The 16,310-nt window shown below is 73.6% G+C and carries 15 protein-coding genes; 8 read left to right on the forward strand and 7 right to left on the reverse strand.

All coding sequences use genetic code 11. The annotated features are described in order from the left end of the window. Positions 1-10: 10 nt before the first annotated feature. From AB2L28_RS10620 to AB2L28_RS10630, 3 genes are all read right to left on the reverse strand, one after another. On the reverse strand, positions 11-2,218 hold the full coding sequence (locus tag AB2L28_RS10620) for an MMPL family transporter (RefSeq protein WP_370718702.1): 2,208 nt from the start codon (positions 2,216-2,218) through the stop codon (positions 11-13). A 2-nt stretch (positions 2,219-2,220) separates the two neighbouring features. Continuing rightward, positions 2,221-2,829 carry a TetR/AcrR family transcriptional regulator gene (locus AB2L28_RS10625; protein WP_370718703.1) on the reverse strand — a complete coding sequence of 203 codons (609 nt, stop codon included), beginning with the start codon at positions 2,827-2,829 and terminating at the stop codon, positions 2,221-2,223. A gap of 407 nt (positions 2,830-3,236) precedes the next feature. Beyond that, positions 3,237-4,373 (reverse strand): sensor histidine kinase, encoded by a 1,137-nt coding sequence (locus AB2L28_RS10630; protein ID WP_370718704.1) that lies wholly within the window; start codon positions 4,371-4,373, stop codon positions 3,237-3,239. Positions 4,374-4,766: 393 nt separating this feature from the next. Here AB2L28_RS10630 and AB2L28_RS10635 point away from each other — a divergent pair, with 393 nt between their 5' ends. The 5 genes from AB2L28_RS10635 to AB2L28_RS10655 all read left to right on the forward strand — a co-directional run bounded on the left by AB2L28_RS10635 (position 4,767) and on the right by AB2L28_RS10655 (position 7,129). Next, on the forward strand, positions 4,767-5,003 hold the full coding sequence (locus AB2L28_RS10635) for a helix-turn-helix domain-containing protein (RefSeq protein WP_370718705.1): 237 nt from the start codon (positions 4,767-4,769) through the stop codon (positions 5,001-5,003). Next, a complete protein-coding gene (locus AB2L28_RS10640; protein ID WP_370718706.1) occupies positions 4,990-5,595 on the forward strand; it encodes a Clp protease N-terminal domain-containing protein in 606 nt (201 codons plus the stop codon). The genes AB2L28_RS10635 and AB2L28_RS10640 overlap by 14 nt, the downstream gene beginning before the upstream one ends. Continuing rightward, complete coding sequence (locus tag AB2L28_RS10645; protein ID WP_370718707.1) at positions 5,592-5,756, forward strand: hypothetical protein; 165 nt, start codon at positions 5,592-5,594, stop codon at positions 5,754-5,756. The genes AB2L28_RS10640 and AB2L28_RS10645 overlap by 4 nt, the downstream gene beginning before the upstream one ends. 137 nt (positions 5,757-5,893) lie before the next feature. Further along, positions 5,894-6,283, forward strand: coding sequence for a helix-turn-helix domain-containing protein (locus AB2L28_RS10650; RefSeq protein ID WP_370718708.1), 390 nt, complete (start codon positions 5,894-5,896; stop codon positions 6,281-6,283). Positions 6,284-6,289: 6 nt separating this feature from the next. Next, positions 6,290-7,129, forward strand: coding sequence for a transposase (locus AB2L28_RS10655; RefSeq protein WP_370718848.1), 840 nt, complete (start codon positions 6,290-6,292; stop codon positions 7,127-7,129). A gap of 441 nt (positions 7,130-7,570) precedes the next feature. Here AB2L28_RS10655 and AB2L28_RS10660 read toward each other — a convergent pair whose 3' ends face one another. Together AB2L28_RS10660 and AB2L28_RS10665 are read right to left on the reverse strand one after the other, a co-directional pair. Continuing rightward, positions 7,571-8,935 carry a purine-cytosine permease family protein gene (locus tag AB2L28_RS10660; protein ID WP_370718709.1) on the reverse strand — a complete coding sequence of 455 codons (1,365 nt, stop codon included), beginning with the start codon at positions 8,933-8,935 and terminating at the stop codon, positions 7,571-7,573. Next, positions 8,932-9,396: a nucleoside deaminase gene (locus AB2L28_RS10665; RefSeq protein ID WP_370718850.1), complete on the reverse strand. Its 465-nt coding sequence runs from the start codon at positions 9,394-9,396 to the stop codon at positions 8,932-8,934. Before AB2L28_RS10665 ends, AB2L28_RS10660 begins: the two co-directional genes overlap by 4 nt. A 102-nt stretch (positions 9,397-9,498) precedes the next feature. On the opposite strand from AB2L28_RS10665, the gene AB2L28_RS10670 reads away from it, so the two are divergent. After that, positions 9,499-11,043, forward strand: coding sequence for a PucR family transcriptional regulator (locus AB2L28_RS10670; RefSeq protein WP_370718710.1), 1,545 nt, complete (start codon positions 9,499-9,501; stop codon positions 11,041-11,043). Positions 11,044-11,067: 24 nt separating this feature from the next. Here the strand turns inward: AB2L28_RS10670 and AB2L28_RS10675 are convergent, their stop codons facing one another. Next, positions 11,068-11,643: a helix-turn-helix domain-containing protein gene (locus AB2L28_RS10675; protein ID WP_370718711.1), complete on the reverse strand. Its 576-nt coding sequence runs from the start codon at positions 11,641-11,643 to the stop codon at positions 11,068-11,070. Positions 11,644-11,707: 64 nt separating this feature from the next. On the opposite strand from AB2L28_RS10675, the gene AB2L28_RS10680 reads away from it, so the two are divergent. Beyond that, positions 11,708-13,075, forward strand: a complete 1,368-nt coding sequence (locus tag AB2L28_RS10680) for an NtaA/DmoA family FMN-dependent monooxygenase (protein ID WP_370718712.1) — start codon at positions 11,708-11,710, stop codon at positions 13,073-13,075. A 111-nt stretch (positions 13,076-13,186) separates the two neighbouring features. After that, complete coding sequence (gene pcrA / locus AB2L28_RS10685) at positions 13,187-15,544, forward strand: DNA helicase PcrA (RefSeq protein ID WP_370718713.1); 2,358 nt, start codon at positions 13,187-13,189, stop codon at positions 15,542-15,544. Here the strand turns inward: pcrA and AB2L28_RS10690 are convergent. Beyond that, the gene (locus AB2L28_RS10690) at positions 15,520-16,260 is read right to left on the reverse strand and encodes an alpha/beta fold hydrolase (RefSeq protein ID WP_370718714.1); all 741 of its coding nucleotides are present in this window, start codon (positions 16,258-16,260) and stop codon (positions 15,520-15,522) included. The genes pcrA and AB2L28_RS10690 overlap by 25 nt on opposite strands. Between the last annotated feature and the right edge of the window lie 50 nt (positions 16,261-16,310).

A 16,310-nucleotide genomic window follows, 5' to 3' on the forward strand; every position in this document is an offset into this window, starting at 1 on the left:
AGGACGGGGGTCAGCGCACCGGGGCCGGCGTGCCGGGGACCGCCCCCTCCCGCCGCTCCAGCGCCGCGCCCTCGACGTCCAGCACCGGCAGCCAGCGCAGCCACCGGGGCAGCCACCAGGCCCGGGCGCCCAGCAGCGAGAGGGCCGCGGGGACCGCGACCATCCGGACGACGACGGCGTCGGCGAGGACCCCGATGGCCAGGGCGAACGCGATCGGCTTGATCGTGGCGTCGCCCTCGGGGACGAACCCCGCGAACACGGAGAACATGATCGCCGCGGCCGCGACGACGACGGGCGCCGCCTGCTGGAACCCGGTGCGCACCGCCGTCAGCGGCTCGGTGCCGCGGGCGTGCGCCTCGTGCATCCGCGAGACGAGGAACACCTGGTAGTCCATCGCGAGGCCGAAGAGGATCCCGACCACGATGATCGGTGCCAGGCTCAGCAGCGGTCCCGTCGTGTCGGCGTGCACGAGCGCCGTGAGCCAGCCCCACTGGAACACCGCGGTCGTGGCGCCCAGCGAAGCCCCGATCGTCAGCAGGAACCCCACGACCCCCACGACGGGGACGAGGATCGAGCGGAACACCAGCACGAGCAGCACGAACGCCAACCCGACGACGAGGACGAGGTAGACCGGCAGCGCCTCGGCCAGCGTCGCGTTGACGTCGACGCTCACGGCCGTCTGGCCCGTCACGTACGCGGGGGTGCTCGAGCCGTCCGCGCGGATCAGGTCCCGCATGCGGTGCACGAGGTCGGTGGTGGCCTCGGCGTCCGGCGCGGTCGTGGGGACGACGGTGACCAGCGCGGCCTGCGCGTCGGCGCTGGGGACGGCCGGGGTCACCAGCGCCACCCCGTCGAGGCCGCCCAGTTCGGTGCTCAGCTGCCGGCCGCGCTCGACGGCGTCGGCACCCCGGGTCAGGACGAGCAGCGGACCGCTCACCCCGGCGCCGAAGCGGTCGGCGAGGATCGTCTGCGCCTCCTCCTGGGTGCTGCCGTCCGGCCAGGAGGTGGCCAGGCTGGTCTGCAGCGAGGCCACGGGCAGGGACACCGCGCCCAGGGCGACGACCGCGGTGAGCAGGCTCAGCCAGCGCCGGCCCGTGACGAGCCGGCTCCAGGCGCTGAAGAACCCCCGGCCGGCGGGGTCGGGGTCGGCGGGCGGGACCGCCGCGTGCTTGCCGCTCTCGTGGGCCAGGGCCCGTCGGGCCGAGCGGGGCAGGGCGCGCAGGCCCACGACGCCGAGGGCGGCGGGGACGAGGGTGAGGGCCACCAGGACGGCGACCACGACGGTCGCGGCGGCCGCGACCCCCATCTCGGTGAGGAAGGGGATGCCCGCGACGGCGAGGCCGGCGAGGGCGATGACGACCGTGGTGCCGGCCGTCAGGACGGCCGACCCGGCGGTCCCGACGGCCAGCGGGACCGCGTCGGCGACCGTCCGGCCGGCGAGCAGTTCGTGCCGGAACCGCGTGACGATGAACAACGCGTAGTCGATGCCGACGGCCAGACCGAGCATGACGGCCAGGATCGGTGTCGTGGACTGCAGGTCGACGAACCCGGTGAGGGTGGTGATGCCCAGGGCGCCGATGCCGACGCCGACGACGGCCGTGAGCAGGTTCATCCCGGCCGCGACGAGGGAGCCGTAGGTGAGGGCGAGCACGACGAGCGCGACGACGACGCCGAGGGCCTCGGCGGCCCCGCCGATCTGGGCGACGCCCTGGGTGGCGGTACCGGTGACCTCGGCCGTCAGCCCGGTGCCGCGGGCGTCGTCGACGGCGCGCAGGAGCGCCTGCCGCTGCTCGTCGGTGACCTCCGGCGGCGCGACGCCGTAGGAGACGGTGCTGTAGGCGGCCCGCAGGTCGGGGGAGACGACCGGGTTCTGCGGGTCCAGCGGGTTCGTCGCTCCCTGCGCCCCGGGCAGGGCGTTCAGGGCCTGGACCACGCCGGCGACCTTCGCGGCGTTCTCCGGTGAGGTGATCTGCTGCCCGGCCGGCACCTGGAGCACGACCTGCGCGGTGGCGCCGTCGGCGGTGTCCCCGAACTCCTCCCCGATCAGGTGCAGGGCGGTCGTGGACTCCTGGCCGGGGATCTCGAACGTGCTGACGGTCTTGCCCGACAGCGTGGCCGCGCCGAGGCCCCCCAGGGCCAGCAGCAGGACCCAGACCGCGATGACGAGGCCGCGGAACCGGAACGATCCCCGGCCGAGGCGGTGCAGGAAGGTGGCCACGGTCAGTCCTCCGTCTCGTGGGGGGTGGCGTCGCGGCGGTGGCCGAGCGCGCCGAGCGCGGCCGCCAGGAGGTCGCCGGACAGGGCGCGCAGGTCGGTGTCGGGTGCCTCGCAGAACGCGAGGGAGGCGACGGCGAGGCCGCCCACGGCGCTGGTGATGCGGACGGCCCGCGTGACCTCCTCGCTCGTGGGCGTCGTGCCGGGCGCGGGGAGCACGGCCCCGAAGGCGCGGAACAGGACCTCACCGATGACGTCGAGGCGCTCGCCGGCCAGGACGCCCCGGCTGATCGAGGTGAGCATGAAGGACACGAGCCCGGGCCGGTCGGCGGCCAGCGTCGCCAGTGCCGTCAGGACCCGCCGGTCCCGGTCCGCGCCGGGCGGGGTGCCCGCGACGGTGCCCGCGACGGCCTCGAAGTGCTCGACGGTGTGGGTGATGGTCGCCTCGGCGATCGCCTCCTTCGTCGGGAAGCGGTGCAGCAGACCGGTCTTGGAGTAGCCGACGGCGTCCGCGATCCGCTGGACGGACGTCTGCTCCAGGCCGTGCCGCGCGAACAGCGCGGCCGCCGCGTCGAGGATCTCCTCGTCGATCTGTTCCTTCGTCGGTCGGGGCACGGGACCACTGTAGACCGGGGTGGACCGGAGTGGTCCGTCACCGACCGGACCGGACCAGCCGCCGGGACGAGGTCCTGTCCCGGGGCGTCGCCGGGACCGGTGATGTCGAGGAGGTCCTGCAGTGGGTGCACCGTCGTGCGCAGGGCCGCGTCGTCGTGGTCGACGTCGAGGTCGGCGACCGTGGTGAACGCCATCAGCGGGCCGCTGCGTCTGTACGGCGAGGACCTCTCCACGAGTGGCGACGCGCCGTCCGGCGTGCCGGGGACGGCCACCGGCTGGTGTGTCGGGATGCACCAACCTCGTGGGACGACCGTGCGCGGCTCGCACCGCAGGATGAGATCCCTCGAGTGAGCCGGGACGCCGCGTTCTTGTCCGGTCGGTCTGCCCGTCCCTCGTGGCGGAAGGGTTCAGGACCACCCAGGCGACGGTGCGAGCGCCCGACCGGTGCGGTGAGCGCGGCGAGGCCGCCCCGACGAGTGCGTCCGGGAGGCCGGGCTGCCGTCTCGGTCGGCGACCGTCCAGCAAGCCGCCCGGGCGCAGACCCGCCACCGGCTGCAGCAGGACCGGGGCGTCGGACTGCGCTGCAGCAGTTCTTCCACCGCCGCCTGCAGACCGCGGTCGACCAGCAGCGGCGGGGCGATGCCGCGGCTCAGGGCTCGCAGTTCCTCGGTGGTGCCGCGGGCACGGATCAGCGCGTCGTCGAGGATGAGCCCGGCCTGCCCGGGGTCGGTGTCGAGCTGGCGGCGGGCGCGGCCGATGTCCATCGTCAGGCGGACCATGCTCTGCTGCGGGCCGTCGTGCAGGTCGCGTTCAAGGCGGCGCAAGGACTGCGTCTCGGCCTGCCGAGACGCCGACCGGCTGTGGGTGACCCGTCGGACCTGCGACTGCCATCGCGCCCGGCTGCACAGGAGGACGTCGGCCAGGTTGCCGTGCAGGAGCGCACACCCCCGCACCACCCAGGGCAGCAGCACCAGCGCCACCACGCCGACCACCAGGTTCAGGAGGCTGTCGGCGCGTTTCCCGCCCCACCCGAGCAGCTCCGCCAGACCGACGTTGTCGTCCGGGAGCCAGCGTTGCCAGAACCAGTACGTCAGAGCACCGGCCGTGACCGCCCACCAGGTCACGCTCACCACGAGCGCCACGGTCCCGGTGACGAGGGCGAGCACGGCCCAGGCTGCGTCCAACCAGGACTGCGGGTCGCGCAACGGAACGAGAGCCCGTCGCAGCCAGCCCGCGTCCGCACCGGCCCGCAGGTACTGCGGGTCCGGGGCCGCTCGGCGGCATCGGCGGCGCAGTTGCGCGCGTTGCAGGTGAGCCAGACATCGAGCGCCGAGCAAGGTCCCGGCCGCGACCAGTACGCCGACCCACACCACGATCAGCCCTGCGGCCGCAGACAACCCGGTGACGACCAGGACGAAACCGGCCACACCCAGGAGCCAGCCGGAGGCGATGAAGATGCTGTCGTCGCAGAGCCGGAGCCGGAGCCGGAGCCGGAGCCGGAGCCAGGCCGTCGCGGCGTCGCGGGGTGGAGGTGTCGGAGTCATGTCACCAGCGTTGCGACGGTCGTGCCCACGCCGGAATCCTGCCAGCCCGACACCTGGTGTCGGGCTGACCCGACAGTCGTGTCGGCATCGTGTACGCACCCAGTGCGAGCGCCGTCATCGAGTGCAGTCGTCGATCGTGACGAAGCGCCCACACATCTGCTCGCGGACAACGCAGGTCCGCACTCTTTGGCGGGTCTTCGGATCTGTAGGTGGGGAGGCTGACCTCACCTGACTGGAACCGGGATGCCGTCCTGACGTCTCCCTTTCGTCCACCCGGCGCCAGTCAAGGATCGCTCGGCGATGCCGCGTCGGCCCTCGCGGATGAGGGATCGACTTGACTCGTCAGACCAGGTTGACAACCACGGCGTGTCAGACGAAGCTGACACTGTGGACATGCGGAGCGTGGAGGTTGAAGCGGCGGCGGTGGACCCCCGCGACGGCCTGCGCACCGTACTGGCGCTGCGCCGGCTGACCGCCCGCCTCGAAACCCTCCACGTCGCCCGCGCCCGCGAGCAGGGCATGTCGTGGGCCGAGATCGCCTCTGAACTTGAAGTCACCCGGCAGACCGTCCACAAGAAGCACGGCCGCACCGCCGGACCACCCAGATGGGACATCGATGTTGATCTATGACCAGTCCTTCGGCGCCGCGATGGCCGCCAGTCAGCGCGAGGCGACCCGGCTGCGCGCCGGGGAGTACGGGTCCGAGCACGTCCTGCTGGGTCTGCTGTCGCTGGACGATCCCATCGCGCGCGACGCCGTCGCGGCCCAGCCGACGTTCACCCTGACCACCGTGCGCACCGCGGTGGAAACCGATCTCGACGACCTCCCCCATCTGGAACGCATCGGCATTTCCGCCGCCGACGTCTCCTCCGCCCCTGCTGCAGCCAGGACGCTGACTCCCGCCAACCGCCATACCGCGGAGTGGCAGAACGCGCTGAACTCAGCGTCGGTCAAGCTGAACCAGCTGCAGAAATCCGGCCTGCTCCCCCGGGAACGGAGGATGAGCGCAACCGTTCTCTGGCTGGCGATCCTCGAACCGGCAGCGCGGTCCGCGAAACTGCTGCGCGCCGCAGGGATTGACCCCGACCACATCCGAACCGCCGTCCTGCAGCACCTGACTCCCGCCGGCGCCGTACCGCCCCGGTGGCCTGCGCACGCCCGTCCCGGCCTGGCCACGCGTCTGATGCAGCACGCGTTCACCCGACTGAACGTCAGCACATGACCCTGCTGCTGGAGTTCGTCGTCTGGTTAGCGGTCGAAGTCGTGCAGGTCATCACCGGCCGCGGGCCCCGCAGCGAGGCCCCCAGCGCAGACGACGACCAAGCGCGGGAAAGACAACCTGTGACCGGCACTGAGGAGACGACAGAGATCAGCATCAACTGACTGCAGACGAGCACCCTGCGGCGGTTCGAGGTGCACCCACCAGCCAGCGACACCGACTTCGGCCACCACCTTGCCTCTGCTCCCCGACCTCGCTGCGCGCCGCATGCCCGGCCGATGACTTCCTCGGCTTGAAAAGCATGCACCTGGTCGCCCTCGAACGTGTCGAAGCCGACGCGGAATGCATCCGCGGACTCCTGCGCCTGACCGTCGACACCAAACCGCCCACGGTGGTTGCACTGCCGCCAGTGCGGGGTTCTCGCTGCTGCGAACCCCGCTGCCCCATGGGCGTCTGGTCCGAGCAGCACCAGGCGCTGCCGACGCGAGCCAAGCTCACCACCCGGGCCGTCGAGTGGGCGATCCAGACCCTGCGCTGGGACTATTCCACCGTCTCGGCCCTGGCCCGCCAGCTCGGCGTGGACTGGCACACCCTGATGAACGCCATCCGCGCCCGCGCTACAGACCACCTCGATGACGAACCCACCCGGACGGCGCGGCTTGGCCGGGGTCGACACCCTCGGCGTCGATGAGCACACATCTGGCGGCCCTCCGCCCGCCACCGCGACCGGGCCGTCACCTCCATCGTCGACCTCACCCGCGACGAGCACGGCCACGTCCACGCCCGTCTGCTCGACGTCACCCTCGGCCGCTCCGGTCCGGTCTACGCCACCTGGATCCGCGCTCAGACCCGCGAGTTCGTCGACGACATCACCCACGCCGCCCTCGACCCGTTCCGCGGCTACGCCAACGCCATCCGCACCGAACTGCCCGACGACACGGTGACGGTGCTGGTCCCCCACGAGCGGGAGGTGCCCCCAGCCTTCCACGTGGTCAAGCTCGCCTCCACCGCGATGGACGAGGTCCGCCGCCGTGTCCAGCAGGCGACGCTGGGCCGGCGCGGACACCGCGACGACCCGCTCTACCGGATCCGGCGGCTGTTGACCACGGCCCGGGAGAACCTCACCGACCGCGGCCGCCTGGAAGCCGCGCTGCAGGCCGGTGACCCTGGGCTGGAGGTCACCGTGGCCTGGTACGCCTGCCAGAACCTGCGCTCGATGTTCCACGCCCCGACTCCGGCCGCGGGCCGGGTCGTCGCGCAGCGGGTGCTCGAGAGCTTCCACCGCTGCCCGATCCCGGAGATCGCCCGGCTCGGGCGGACGCTGCGTTCGTGGCGGCGCGAGGTGCTGGCCTATTTCGACGATGACCCTGCCCGGTACGGCATCAGCAACGGCGGGACCGAGGCCATCAACCTCATCATCGAGAAGACCCGGCGCCTGGAGTACGGGTTCCGCAACTTCGGCAACTACCGCATCCGCATCCTGCTCGCCGCGGACGGAACCCGTCCCTGGGGACGACGCGGGCGCAGGTCAGGGTGAGCTACCCACCCGCAGATCCGAAGAGCCTCTTTGGCGACATCGACGTCGATGCGGCCGTAGGACGTGGAGTGAGCTGTGGGTGAGACGAACCGGGTGCCGGGACGCCCGGCTCATCTCACCCGCGATTCACTCCACCGTGGGGACACCGGTGCGTGCGACGGAGGCGCGGTGATACGTGGCCGTGGCCGTCGACCGGGGTGGCCCGGCGAGCTGCTGACCGGTCGAGTGCGGCACGGGTCGAGGACCGAGGACTGTCGCTACCGAGAGCACACAGGGCTTCGCCGGTGCCTGGAGACGTGGACGCCCAGCCGTCGGGGCGGGACCCCGGGGTTCACGGGGACGGGCGGGCGGATGCGGGCTTCCGCGCCTCACCGTCCCGGTCGAGCACCGCCTGCACCGGGAGGCGACGCGGCGGCGCTCACCGGGGTCCGGCGGCCCCGGTCACGACGCCGGCAGCGGCCGGCGCGGCAGGACCGCGTAGGTGGCGGCGGCCAGCAGGAAACCGACCACGACGGTCAGGTCGCCGAGGCCCGGCACGGCCCGGGCGACGAACCCGACGAACACCTCCTGGTTGGCGAACAGCAGGATCGACACGACGACCCCGGCGAGCATCGCGACCGGCCCCGAGGGGTTCCGGAACGTCGGTGCGTGCACCGCGGCCTGGACGTCCTGCCCGCGGCGGGCCCACTGGTCCACCAGGACGACCCCGAGCCAGGGGGCGATCCAGTAACCGATGACGAGCAGGAACTGCTCGTAGGCGTGGCCGGCGTCGCCCAGCCCGGCCCAGGCCAGGGCGAAACCGACGACCCCGAAGGCCAGCGGGACCACGGCCCGGCGGCGGACGACGCGTTCGAAGCCCATGGCCAGGAACGACATCGAGCCGGAGTAGACGTTGAGGATGTTCGCGCAGACCGCCCCCAGGGCGATGCACAGCAAGGTCACGTCGCCCAGGGCCGTGGGCAGGTGGCCCGTGAACGCGGCCGTCGGGTTGTCGTCGACCGTGCCCGGCACCAGGACGGACGCGGCCCCGGCGAGCATCAGGAGGGTCGTGGCGGTGAACAACCCGAGCGCGGCGGCCCAGCCGGCCGCCCGGCCCGTGCCCGGGGGGAGGTAGCGGGTGTAGTCGGTGGCGTAGGGGTTCCAGGCGGCGGAGTAGCCGTAGGCCGTCGCGGCCGCCAGCAGGAAACCCCCCGTGCCGCCGGGTTCGGCCGGCGCCAGGGAGGTGTCGGCCCGGGTGAAGGTGATGACCGACACCACGACGAACACCACGGCCAGGAGCACCGCGGAGTACCGCTCGAACAGGTGGACCAGGTCGTGCCCGAGCGCGGCGACGGCGATCTGCACGCCCACGACGACGACCAGGCAGACCAGGGTGGGGACGCCGGTGAGGGCGCTCAGCGCGAACGCGCCGCTGACGCTGTTGACGGCGAACCAGCCGAACCCGGCCATGAGCGAGTTCAAGGCGGCGGGCAGCAGGTTCCCGCGGTAGCCGAAGGCCGTGCGGCCCAGGACCATCTGCGGCACCCCGACGGCGGGGCCGCGGGCCGACAGGATCCCGTGGGTCACCGAGGCCAGCAGGTTGCCCAGGACGATCGCGGCCACGGCCTGACCGAACGTGAGACCGAAGACGGCCGTCGTGAGGACCCCGACGTAGACGGTCGCGAACTCCAGGTTCGGGGCGGCCCACGTCCAGGCGAGGTTCGCGGGCCGGCCGCGGCGTTCGGACAGCGGGATCGTCTCGGTGCTGCGCTTCTCCAGCGTCTCCGTCGTCCCCGGGGTGGCCCGCGGCGTCCGCGTGCTGGTCACGGCACGTCCTCCCCGATGTCCTCGAACCACACGTCGGGGCGGCGCGCGACGAACTCGCCCATGAGCCCGCGGCAGCGCTCGTCGTCCAGGACGGTGACGCGCACGCCGTGCTCGGCGAGCCAGTCGTGGCCGCCGTGGAAGGTGGTGGCCTCCCCGACGACGAGGTGGCCGATGCGGAACTGCCGGACCAGTCCGCTGCAGTACCAGCAGGGCGACAGCGTGGTCACCATGACGGTGTCGGTGTAGCCGGGACGACGCCCGGCGGCGCGGAACGCCGCCGTCTCGGCGTGCACGGAGGGGTCGTCGTCCTGGACGCGCCGGTTGTGGCCGGCGCCGAGCAGGGTGCCGTCGAGGTCGAACAGGGCGGCGCCGATGGGCACCCCGCCCTGCGCGCCGCCGAGGACGGCCTGGTCGAGGGCGGTGCCGAGCAGGACGAGGGGATCGAGGCCGGTACTGGGCAGAGCGGTCACGGGACCAGTGGACCGTGCCCCCGGGGGTGCCGTCACGTGACACCGCGTCAGTTCTGGGTTTCCCGATCGCTGACGCCGCGTACGTTCGGGGGCGTGTTGACCGTGCGCGAGGCCCTGGCCCACCCCGTGGTCGTCGCGGCGCAGCCCCGGGTGCTGGCCGGGACGGACGGGGCGGCCGGGCTGGACGCCCCCGTCCGCTGGGTCCACTCCAGCGAGATCTACGAGATCGGGCCGCTGCTGGCCGGCGGGGAGCTCCTGCTGACCACAGGGCTCGGGGTCGCGACCGTCGACGCCGGCGCGCGGCGCCACTACGTGCGGGACCTGGCCCAGCGCGGGCTCGCGGCCCTGGCGCTGGAGACGGGCCGCTCGCTGCCGGAGGTCCCCGCGGAGATGGCGGACGAGGCGGCGCGGTGCGGGCTGGTGCTGGTCGAGCTGCGGGAGGTCGTCCCCTTCCTGCGCATCGCCGAGGCCCTGAACACGCTGGTCCTGGGGTCGGCGACGCTGGCCCTGCGGTTCGCCGAGCAGGTCACCGCCGCGATCGAGGCCGCCCAGGCCGACGAGCGGGGCCTGTCGGGCGTGCTCGCGGCGGTGGGGGACCTGCTGGACCGGCCCCTCGTCCTGGTCTCGGCCTCGGGGGCGCTCATCGCGGCGGCGGGCAGCGCCGACGACCGGCAGGCGTGGTCGGTGCTGGACGCCGGTGGCCCCCGGGTGGACGTCGTGGTGCGCAACCGGCGGTGGGGGTTCGTCGCCGCCGGGTCCGGGCCGGGGACCGTCGACGTCGCCACGGCCCTGCGCCGGCTGGCTCCCGCCCTCGGGCTGGAGGTGCTGCGTTCGCACCGGCTGCCCGGCCGCACCGGTGAACTCGCCGAGCGGCTGCTCGCCGACCTCACCGCGGCGGCCGCCCCGGCGGCGACCGACCTGCTCGTCCGGGCCGGGTCCGCGGGGTTCCACCCTGGTGCCGGGGACGTCGTGCTCGCGGTGGCGGTCGACGCGCCGGAGAGCCGGGCCGGGACGTCGGTGCTGGCGGCCGCGGCGCGCACGACGGGACCGTCCCTGCGGGGACGGGTCGGCCCCGAGGTGCTGGCGCTGTTCGCGCTGCCCGACCGCGGGGACGCCGTCGGCACGCTCACCGAGGTCCTGGACCGGGCGTGGACGCGGGCGGGACGCCCGCCCCTGCGGATCTGCGTCGGCGAGCCGGTCCGTTCCCCGGCGGGGTGGCGCTGGACCCTGGACCGGGCCCGCCGGGCGCTGGCGGTGCGCTCGCAGGCCCCCGCGCCCGTCACGACGGTGCGCTCGCACGCCCTCGAGCTGCTGCTCGGGCAGGACCGTTCCCAGCTCGAGGCGCTGGCCGAGGCGACGCTGGGTGCGTTGCGCCGCTGGGACTCCCGGCACGGCAGCGACCTGGTCGGCACCGTGGAGACGCACCTGCGGCTGGGCTGCTCGCCGGGCCGGACGGCGGCCGAGCTGCGCATCGGCCGGCAGGCGACCTACCAGCGGCTGCGACGGGCGGAGGAGCTGCTGGGTCACCGCCTGGACGACCCGGACGCGCACGCCGCGGTCCTCGTGGCCGCGGCGGCCCTGCGCCTGCTCACCCCGCCGCGGGCCACCGGGGACGGCCGCGGACCGTCGAGCCGGTGACCCCGGACGGCCCCGCCGGCCTCCTCACCCCCCGGTGGACGTCCCGCCGGGAACGTGGCCGGTGTCGCGGTCGTCGTCGTGGCAGACGAGCAGGACCCGGACCGGCGTCGACCCCGCGTTCTCCCACCGGTGGGGCCGGCGCGGGTCGATGGTCAGCGACTCCCCGGCGGCGGCCGGTCGTGCCCGGCCCCCCTGCCGGCAGTGCACGACCCCCTCCAGCACGACGGCCACCTCCTCGCCCGGGTGCGTGAACTCCGCGGGGTCCCCGCCGCCGACGGGGATGAGCAGTTCGTAGACGTGCAGGGACCGTCCCGGCCCACCGGTCAGCAGCCGCGTCGCGTACCCGCCCGGCGGTGTCGGCAGGGCCAACCCCGGACCGGTGTCGGGCATCGTGGGCAGCAGGGCCGAGGGCGTGGTCCCCAGCGCCCCGGCGAGGTCGTAGAGGGTGGGGATGCTGGGCAGCAGGTTCCCGCCCTCGAGCTTGCTGATGAACGGCTGGGACACGCCCGCCCGTCCCGCGAGCTCGCGCATCGACCAGCCCCGGGCGGTGCGGTGCGCCCGCACCGCCGCCCCCACCTGACGGGCCGGTCCCTCGACCACGCGTTCCTCCTGAGCCGTCTCCGCGTGCAACACGTTTGTAATAACCCCTGGTTATCTTAACTCCATGACGAAGCAGATCCTCCTCGGCGGGTTCGAGGAGTTCACCCCGAACTTCATCAGCAACGCTTGGGCCCACGAGCTGAGCGACACGCGGGACTTCGCGACCCTGGCGCACTGGCAGCGCACGGCCCGCGAACTGGACGCGGGGGGTTTCGACTTCCTGTTCCTGGCCGAGGCCATCGGGTACCCCATGCGCGAGGACGGCACCGTGCCCGAGGCTGTCGTGCGCGAGGCCGTGCAGATTCCCGTGCACGACCCGATGCTGCTGATCAGCGGGCTGGCCGCCACCGTCGAACGCCTGGGGTTCATCGTCACCACGTCGACGACGGCCCACCACCCCAACCTCAACGCCCGGGCGTTCACGACCCTGGACCACCTGACGAACGGGCGCATCGGGTGGAACATCGTCACCTCGGACAACCAGATGGCGTTGACCCGGTTGCTCGGGCAGCGCGGCATCACCCCGCACGACGAGCGCTACCGCCGCGCGACCGAGTTCGTCGAGCTGTCCCTGAAGCTGTGGGAGGGGGGCTGGGAGGACGACGCCGTCGTCTACGACAAGGCCACCCACACGTTCGCGGACCCGGACAAGGTCCACCGCATCACCCACCACGGCGAGCACTTCGACCTCGACGGGTACTTCACGGCGACCCCCTCGCCCCAGCGCACGCCGTTCCTGCTGCAGGCGGGAACGTCCCCGGCGGGCCGGGCCTTCGCGGGGCGCTTCGCCGAGTGCGTGTTCATCCAGGACCGCGACGTGGCCGGGGCCGCCCGCAACGTCGCCGACCTGCGCGCCCGGGCCCGGGCCAACGGCCGCGACGGGAACGACCTCAAGGTCCTCGTCTCCGCCTCCGTCGTCGTCGGGTCGACCGAGGAGGAGGCCGCGCGCCGGCGCGCCGACGTCGACGCCTCGGTCACCCGCGCCTCGGCCGCCGCGCTGTTCCTGGGCTGGAGCGGCGTCGACCTCACGGCGTTCCCGCTGGAGGCGACGTTGCGCGACGTGCAGACCGAGGTCGGTCAGTCCATGCTCGGCGTCTTCCAGAAGGGCGACCGGAGCCCGACGGTCGCCGAGATCCTCGACGACCTCACCACCTCCATCCCCGGTCCGCGGATCACCGGGACGCCGGAGTCGTGCGCCGACCAGATCGAGCGGATCGTCGCCGAGACCGACCTCGACGGGTTCCTCGTCGAGCACACCCACGGCGGCCCCCTGGCCCACCGCCCGTTCATCGAGCACGTCGTGCCGCTGCTGCGCCGCCGGGGCCTGGTGCCGGCCGAACCCCGCACGGGGTCGATGCGCCGGCGCGTGCTGGGGCACGACAGCGACCGGCTCCCCGCCACCCACCCCGGCCAGGCGTTCCGGACCTGGTGAGCGCCGCGACCGCCGCGGTGGGCGGGCTCCCGGCCCGCGGACGCGGACACCGCGGCGGGTGAGGCTCCGCGGCCCGGTCCTGTCCGAGGTCGGGCCTACCCTTGTCCCACGATGAGCACTCTCTTCGACGACCTCCCCTTCGGCGGCTCCTCCGGCTCCGGCGGCGGGCGGGGTGACACGGGCCCCGCGGTGCTGGCCGACGGCCCCGGGCGCCCGCACCGCGCGGGCCTCGATCCGGCGGCGCTCGTCGCGGGGCTCAACCCCCAGCAGCGCCAGGCCGTCGTGCACGCCGGGTCCCCGTTGCTCATCGTCGCCGGTGCCGGCTCCGGCAAGACGCGCGTCCTGACGCACCGCATCGCCCACCTGCTGGCGGAGGGGCGCGCCACGGCGGGCCAGGTCCTGGCCATCACGTTCACCAACAAGGCCGCCGCCGAGATGCGCGAGCGCGTCGCCGCCCTCGTCGGTGACGTCGTCGGCCCGGGCGCGCGCAGCATGTGGGTCTCGACGTTCCACTCCGCGTGCGTGCGGATCCTGCGGCGCGAGGCGCAGCACCTGGGCATGCGCACGTCGTTCTCGATCTACGACTCCGCCGACTCCCAGCGGCTCATGGCGATGGTCGGTCGCGAGCTGGAGCTGGACCCCAAGAAGCACGCCCCGCGCGCGATGTCGGCGATGGTCTCCAACCTCAAGAACGAGCTCATCGACGAGGACGCCTTCTTCGACCGCGCCCACTCCGGGGACGGTACCGAGACCGAGCGGGTCCTGGCCCGCGCCTACCGCACGTACCAGCAGCGGCTGCGCCAGGCCAACGCGATGGACTTCGACGACCTCATCGGCTCGACCGTCCACCTCCTGCAGGCGTTCCCCGACGTGGCCGAGCACTACCGCCGCCGGTTCCGGCACGTCCTGGTCGACGAGTACCAGGACACCAACCACGCCCAGTACGTCCTCGTGAAGGAGCTCGTCGGCACGGGGGAGGGGAACGTCCCGCGGGGCGAGCTGACGGTCGTCGGTGACGCCGACCAGTCGATCTACGCCTTCCGCGGCGCGACGATCCGCAACATCGTGGAGTTCGAGCAGGACTACCCCGACGCCACGACGATCCTGCTGGAGCAGAACTACCGCTCGACGCAGAACATCCTCACCGCCGCCAACGAGGTCATCAAGGTCAACGAGGACCGCCGGCCGAAGAACCTGTGGACGGCCTCGGGGGCGGGGGAGCAGATCGTCGGCTACGTCGCCGACGACGAGCACGACGAGGCCGCGTTCGTCGCCGAGGAGGTCGACCGCCTCCACGACCACGAGGACGTCACGTACAAGGACGTCGCGGTGTTCTACCGGACGAACGCGCAGTCCCGGTCGCTGGAGGAGGTGTTCATCCGCACCGGCCTGCCGTACAAGGTGGTGGGCGGTACGCGCTTCTACGAGCGCCGGGAGGTCAAGGACGCCGTCGCCTACCTGCGCGTCCTGGACAACCCCGACGACACCGTCAACCTGCGCCGGGTGCTCAACACCCCCAAGCGCGGCATCGGTGAGCGGGCCGAGGCGAGCATCGTCGTCCTCGCCGAGCGCGAGCGCATCGGGTTCGGCGCGGCCCTCGAGCGCGCCGACGAGGCGATCGGGCTGGTCTCCCGCTCGCTCAACGCCATCAAGGGTTTCGCCCAGCTCATCGCGGACCTGCGCACGCTGGCCGAGTCGGGGGCGTCGCCGGCCGTGGTCCTGGAGGCCGTCCTGGAGCAGACGGGGTACCTCGCCGAACTGCGCGCCAGCGCCGACCCGCAGGACGAGTCCCGCGTGGAGAACCTCTCCGAGCTCGTCGCCGTCGCCGAGGAGTTCACCGAGGACAACCCCGAGGGCACGCTGTCGGACTTCCTCGAACGCGTCTCCCTCGTCGCCGACGCCGACCAGATCCCGGCCGGGGCCGAGGACGACGGCGTGGTGACGCTCATGACGCTGCACACGGCCAAGGGCCTGGAGTTCCCCGTCGTGTTCCTCACGGGGATGGAGGACGGGACGTTCCCGCACCAGCGCTCCCTGGGCGACCCCGACCAGCTCGCCGAGGAACGCCGGCTGGCCTACGTCGGGCTCACCCGGGCGCGCGAACGGCTCTACCTGTCCCGCTCCGCGGTGCGCAGCGCGTGGGGTGCACCGCAGCAGTACCCGCCGTCGCGGTTCCTCGACGAGGTGCCGCCGGCGCTGCTGGACTGGAAGCGCGGGGAGTCGACGTACCAGGGCACCGCCTCGCCGTCGGCCGCCTCCCGCGTCGCCGCGCGGCCGGGGGTGCGCTCGGCGGGCAACCGGCCCGTCATCGCCCTGAACCCGGGGGACCGGGTGACCCACGACTCCTTCGGCCTCGGCACCGTCGTGCGGGTCGAGGGCGAGGGGGACAAGACCGTCGCCCACATCGACTTCCGCACCGAGGGCACCAAGCGGCTGCTGCTGCGCTACGCGCCCGTCGAGAAGCTCTGACGGATCTCGGCCGCCACCTCGGCGGGGCGTTCCAGCGGCAGCAGGTGGCCCGCCCCGTCGAGCGTGACGAACCGCGCGGCGGGGTAGACGGCGCCGTTGAGCTCGCGCTGCGCCTGCGGGCCCAGGTCCCCGTCGGCGCCCCCGGCCAGCACCAGCGCGGGAACGTCGAGCCTACCCACGCGGTCCGAGAGGTCCTCGCGGCTGCCGTGCTCCAGCCAGGCCCGCCACGCGGCCGGGTCGGTGCGGCGCAGATCCTCCCGGGCCGCGGCGTCGAGGGCGGGGTCGAGGGGGGCGCCGGTGTTCGCGTCGAGGAACTCCCCGGCGGCCGTCTCGTCGAGCGGGCCGTCCGCGACCCAGCCGAGCATCGTGCGCCGGCGCTCCTCGGCCATCGGTTCCGGTGACGGCGGCGAGGCCGCCAGCAGCACCACGCCCGCGGGGCGGTCGGCCGGGTCCAGCCCGGCGACCAGGGCGGTCGCGACCTTCCCGCCCATGCTGTGCCCGAGCAGGAGCCAGCGCCCCCGCACCCGGTCGCCCACCTGGCCGCGCACCCACGTCGCCATCGCCGCCACCGACGTGCCCGGGTCCACCGGGGCCCTGCCGAACCCCGGCAGGTCGAGCGCCAGGAGCTCGAGGTCGGGGGCGAGCTCACGAGCCAGCGGCCCGAAGGACCGTGAGCTCATCCCCAGGGCGTGCAGGCAGACGATCGTGGTGCTCACCGAGGTCGTCGCAGGGGTCGTCGCAGGGGTCGTCGCAGGGGTCGTCGCAG

It is taken from the genome of Kineococcus mangrovi, assembly GCF_041320705.1.
Lineage (GTDB): Bacteria > Actinomycetota > Actinomycetes > Actinomycetales > Kineococcaceae > Kineococcus > Kineococcus mangrovi.

Excerpts from the sequence above, each read along its gene's own strand:
- AB2L28_RS10635 (WP_370718705.1), top strand. The coding sequence starts at position 4,767 with ATGCGGAGCGTGGAGGTTGAAGCGGCGGCGGTGGACCCCCGCGACGGC.
- AB2L28_RS10645 (WP_370718707.1), top strand. The coding sequence starts at position 5,592 with ATGACCCTGCTGCTGGAGTTCGTCGTCTGGTTAGCGGTCGAAGTCGTG.
- AB2L28_RS10630 (WP_370718704.1), bottom strand. The coding sequence starts at position 4,373 with ATGACTCCGACACCTCCACCCCGCGACGCCGCGACGGCCTGGCTCCGG.
- AB2L28_RS10650 (WP_370718708.1), top strand. The coding sequence starts at position 5,894 with ATGCACCTGGTCGCCCTCGAACGTGTCGAAGCCGACGCGGAATGCATC.
- AB2L28_RS10640 (WP_370718706.1), top strand. The coding sequence starts at position 4,990 with ATGTTGATCTATGACCAGTCCTTCGGCGCCGCGATGGCCGCCAGTCAG.
- pcrA (WP_370718713.1), top strand. The coding sequence starts at position 13,187 with ATGAGCACTCTCTTCGACGACCTCCCCTTCGGCGGCTCCTCCGGCTCC.
- AB2L28_RS10680 (WP_370718712.1), top strand. The coding sequence starts at position 11,708 with ATGACGAAGCAGATCCTCCTCGGCGGGTTCGAGGAGTTCACCCCGAAC.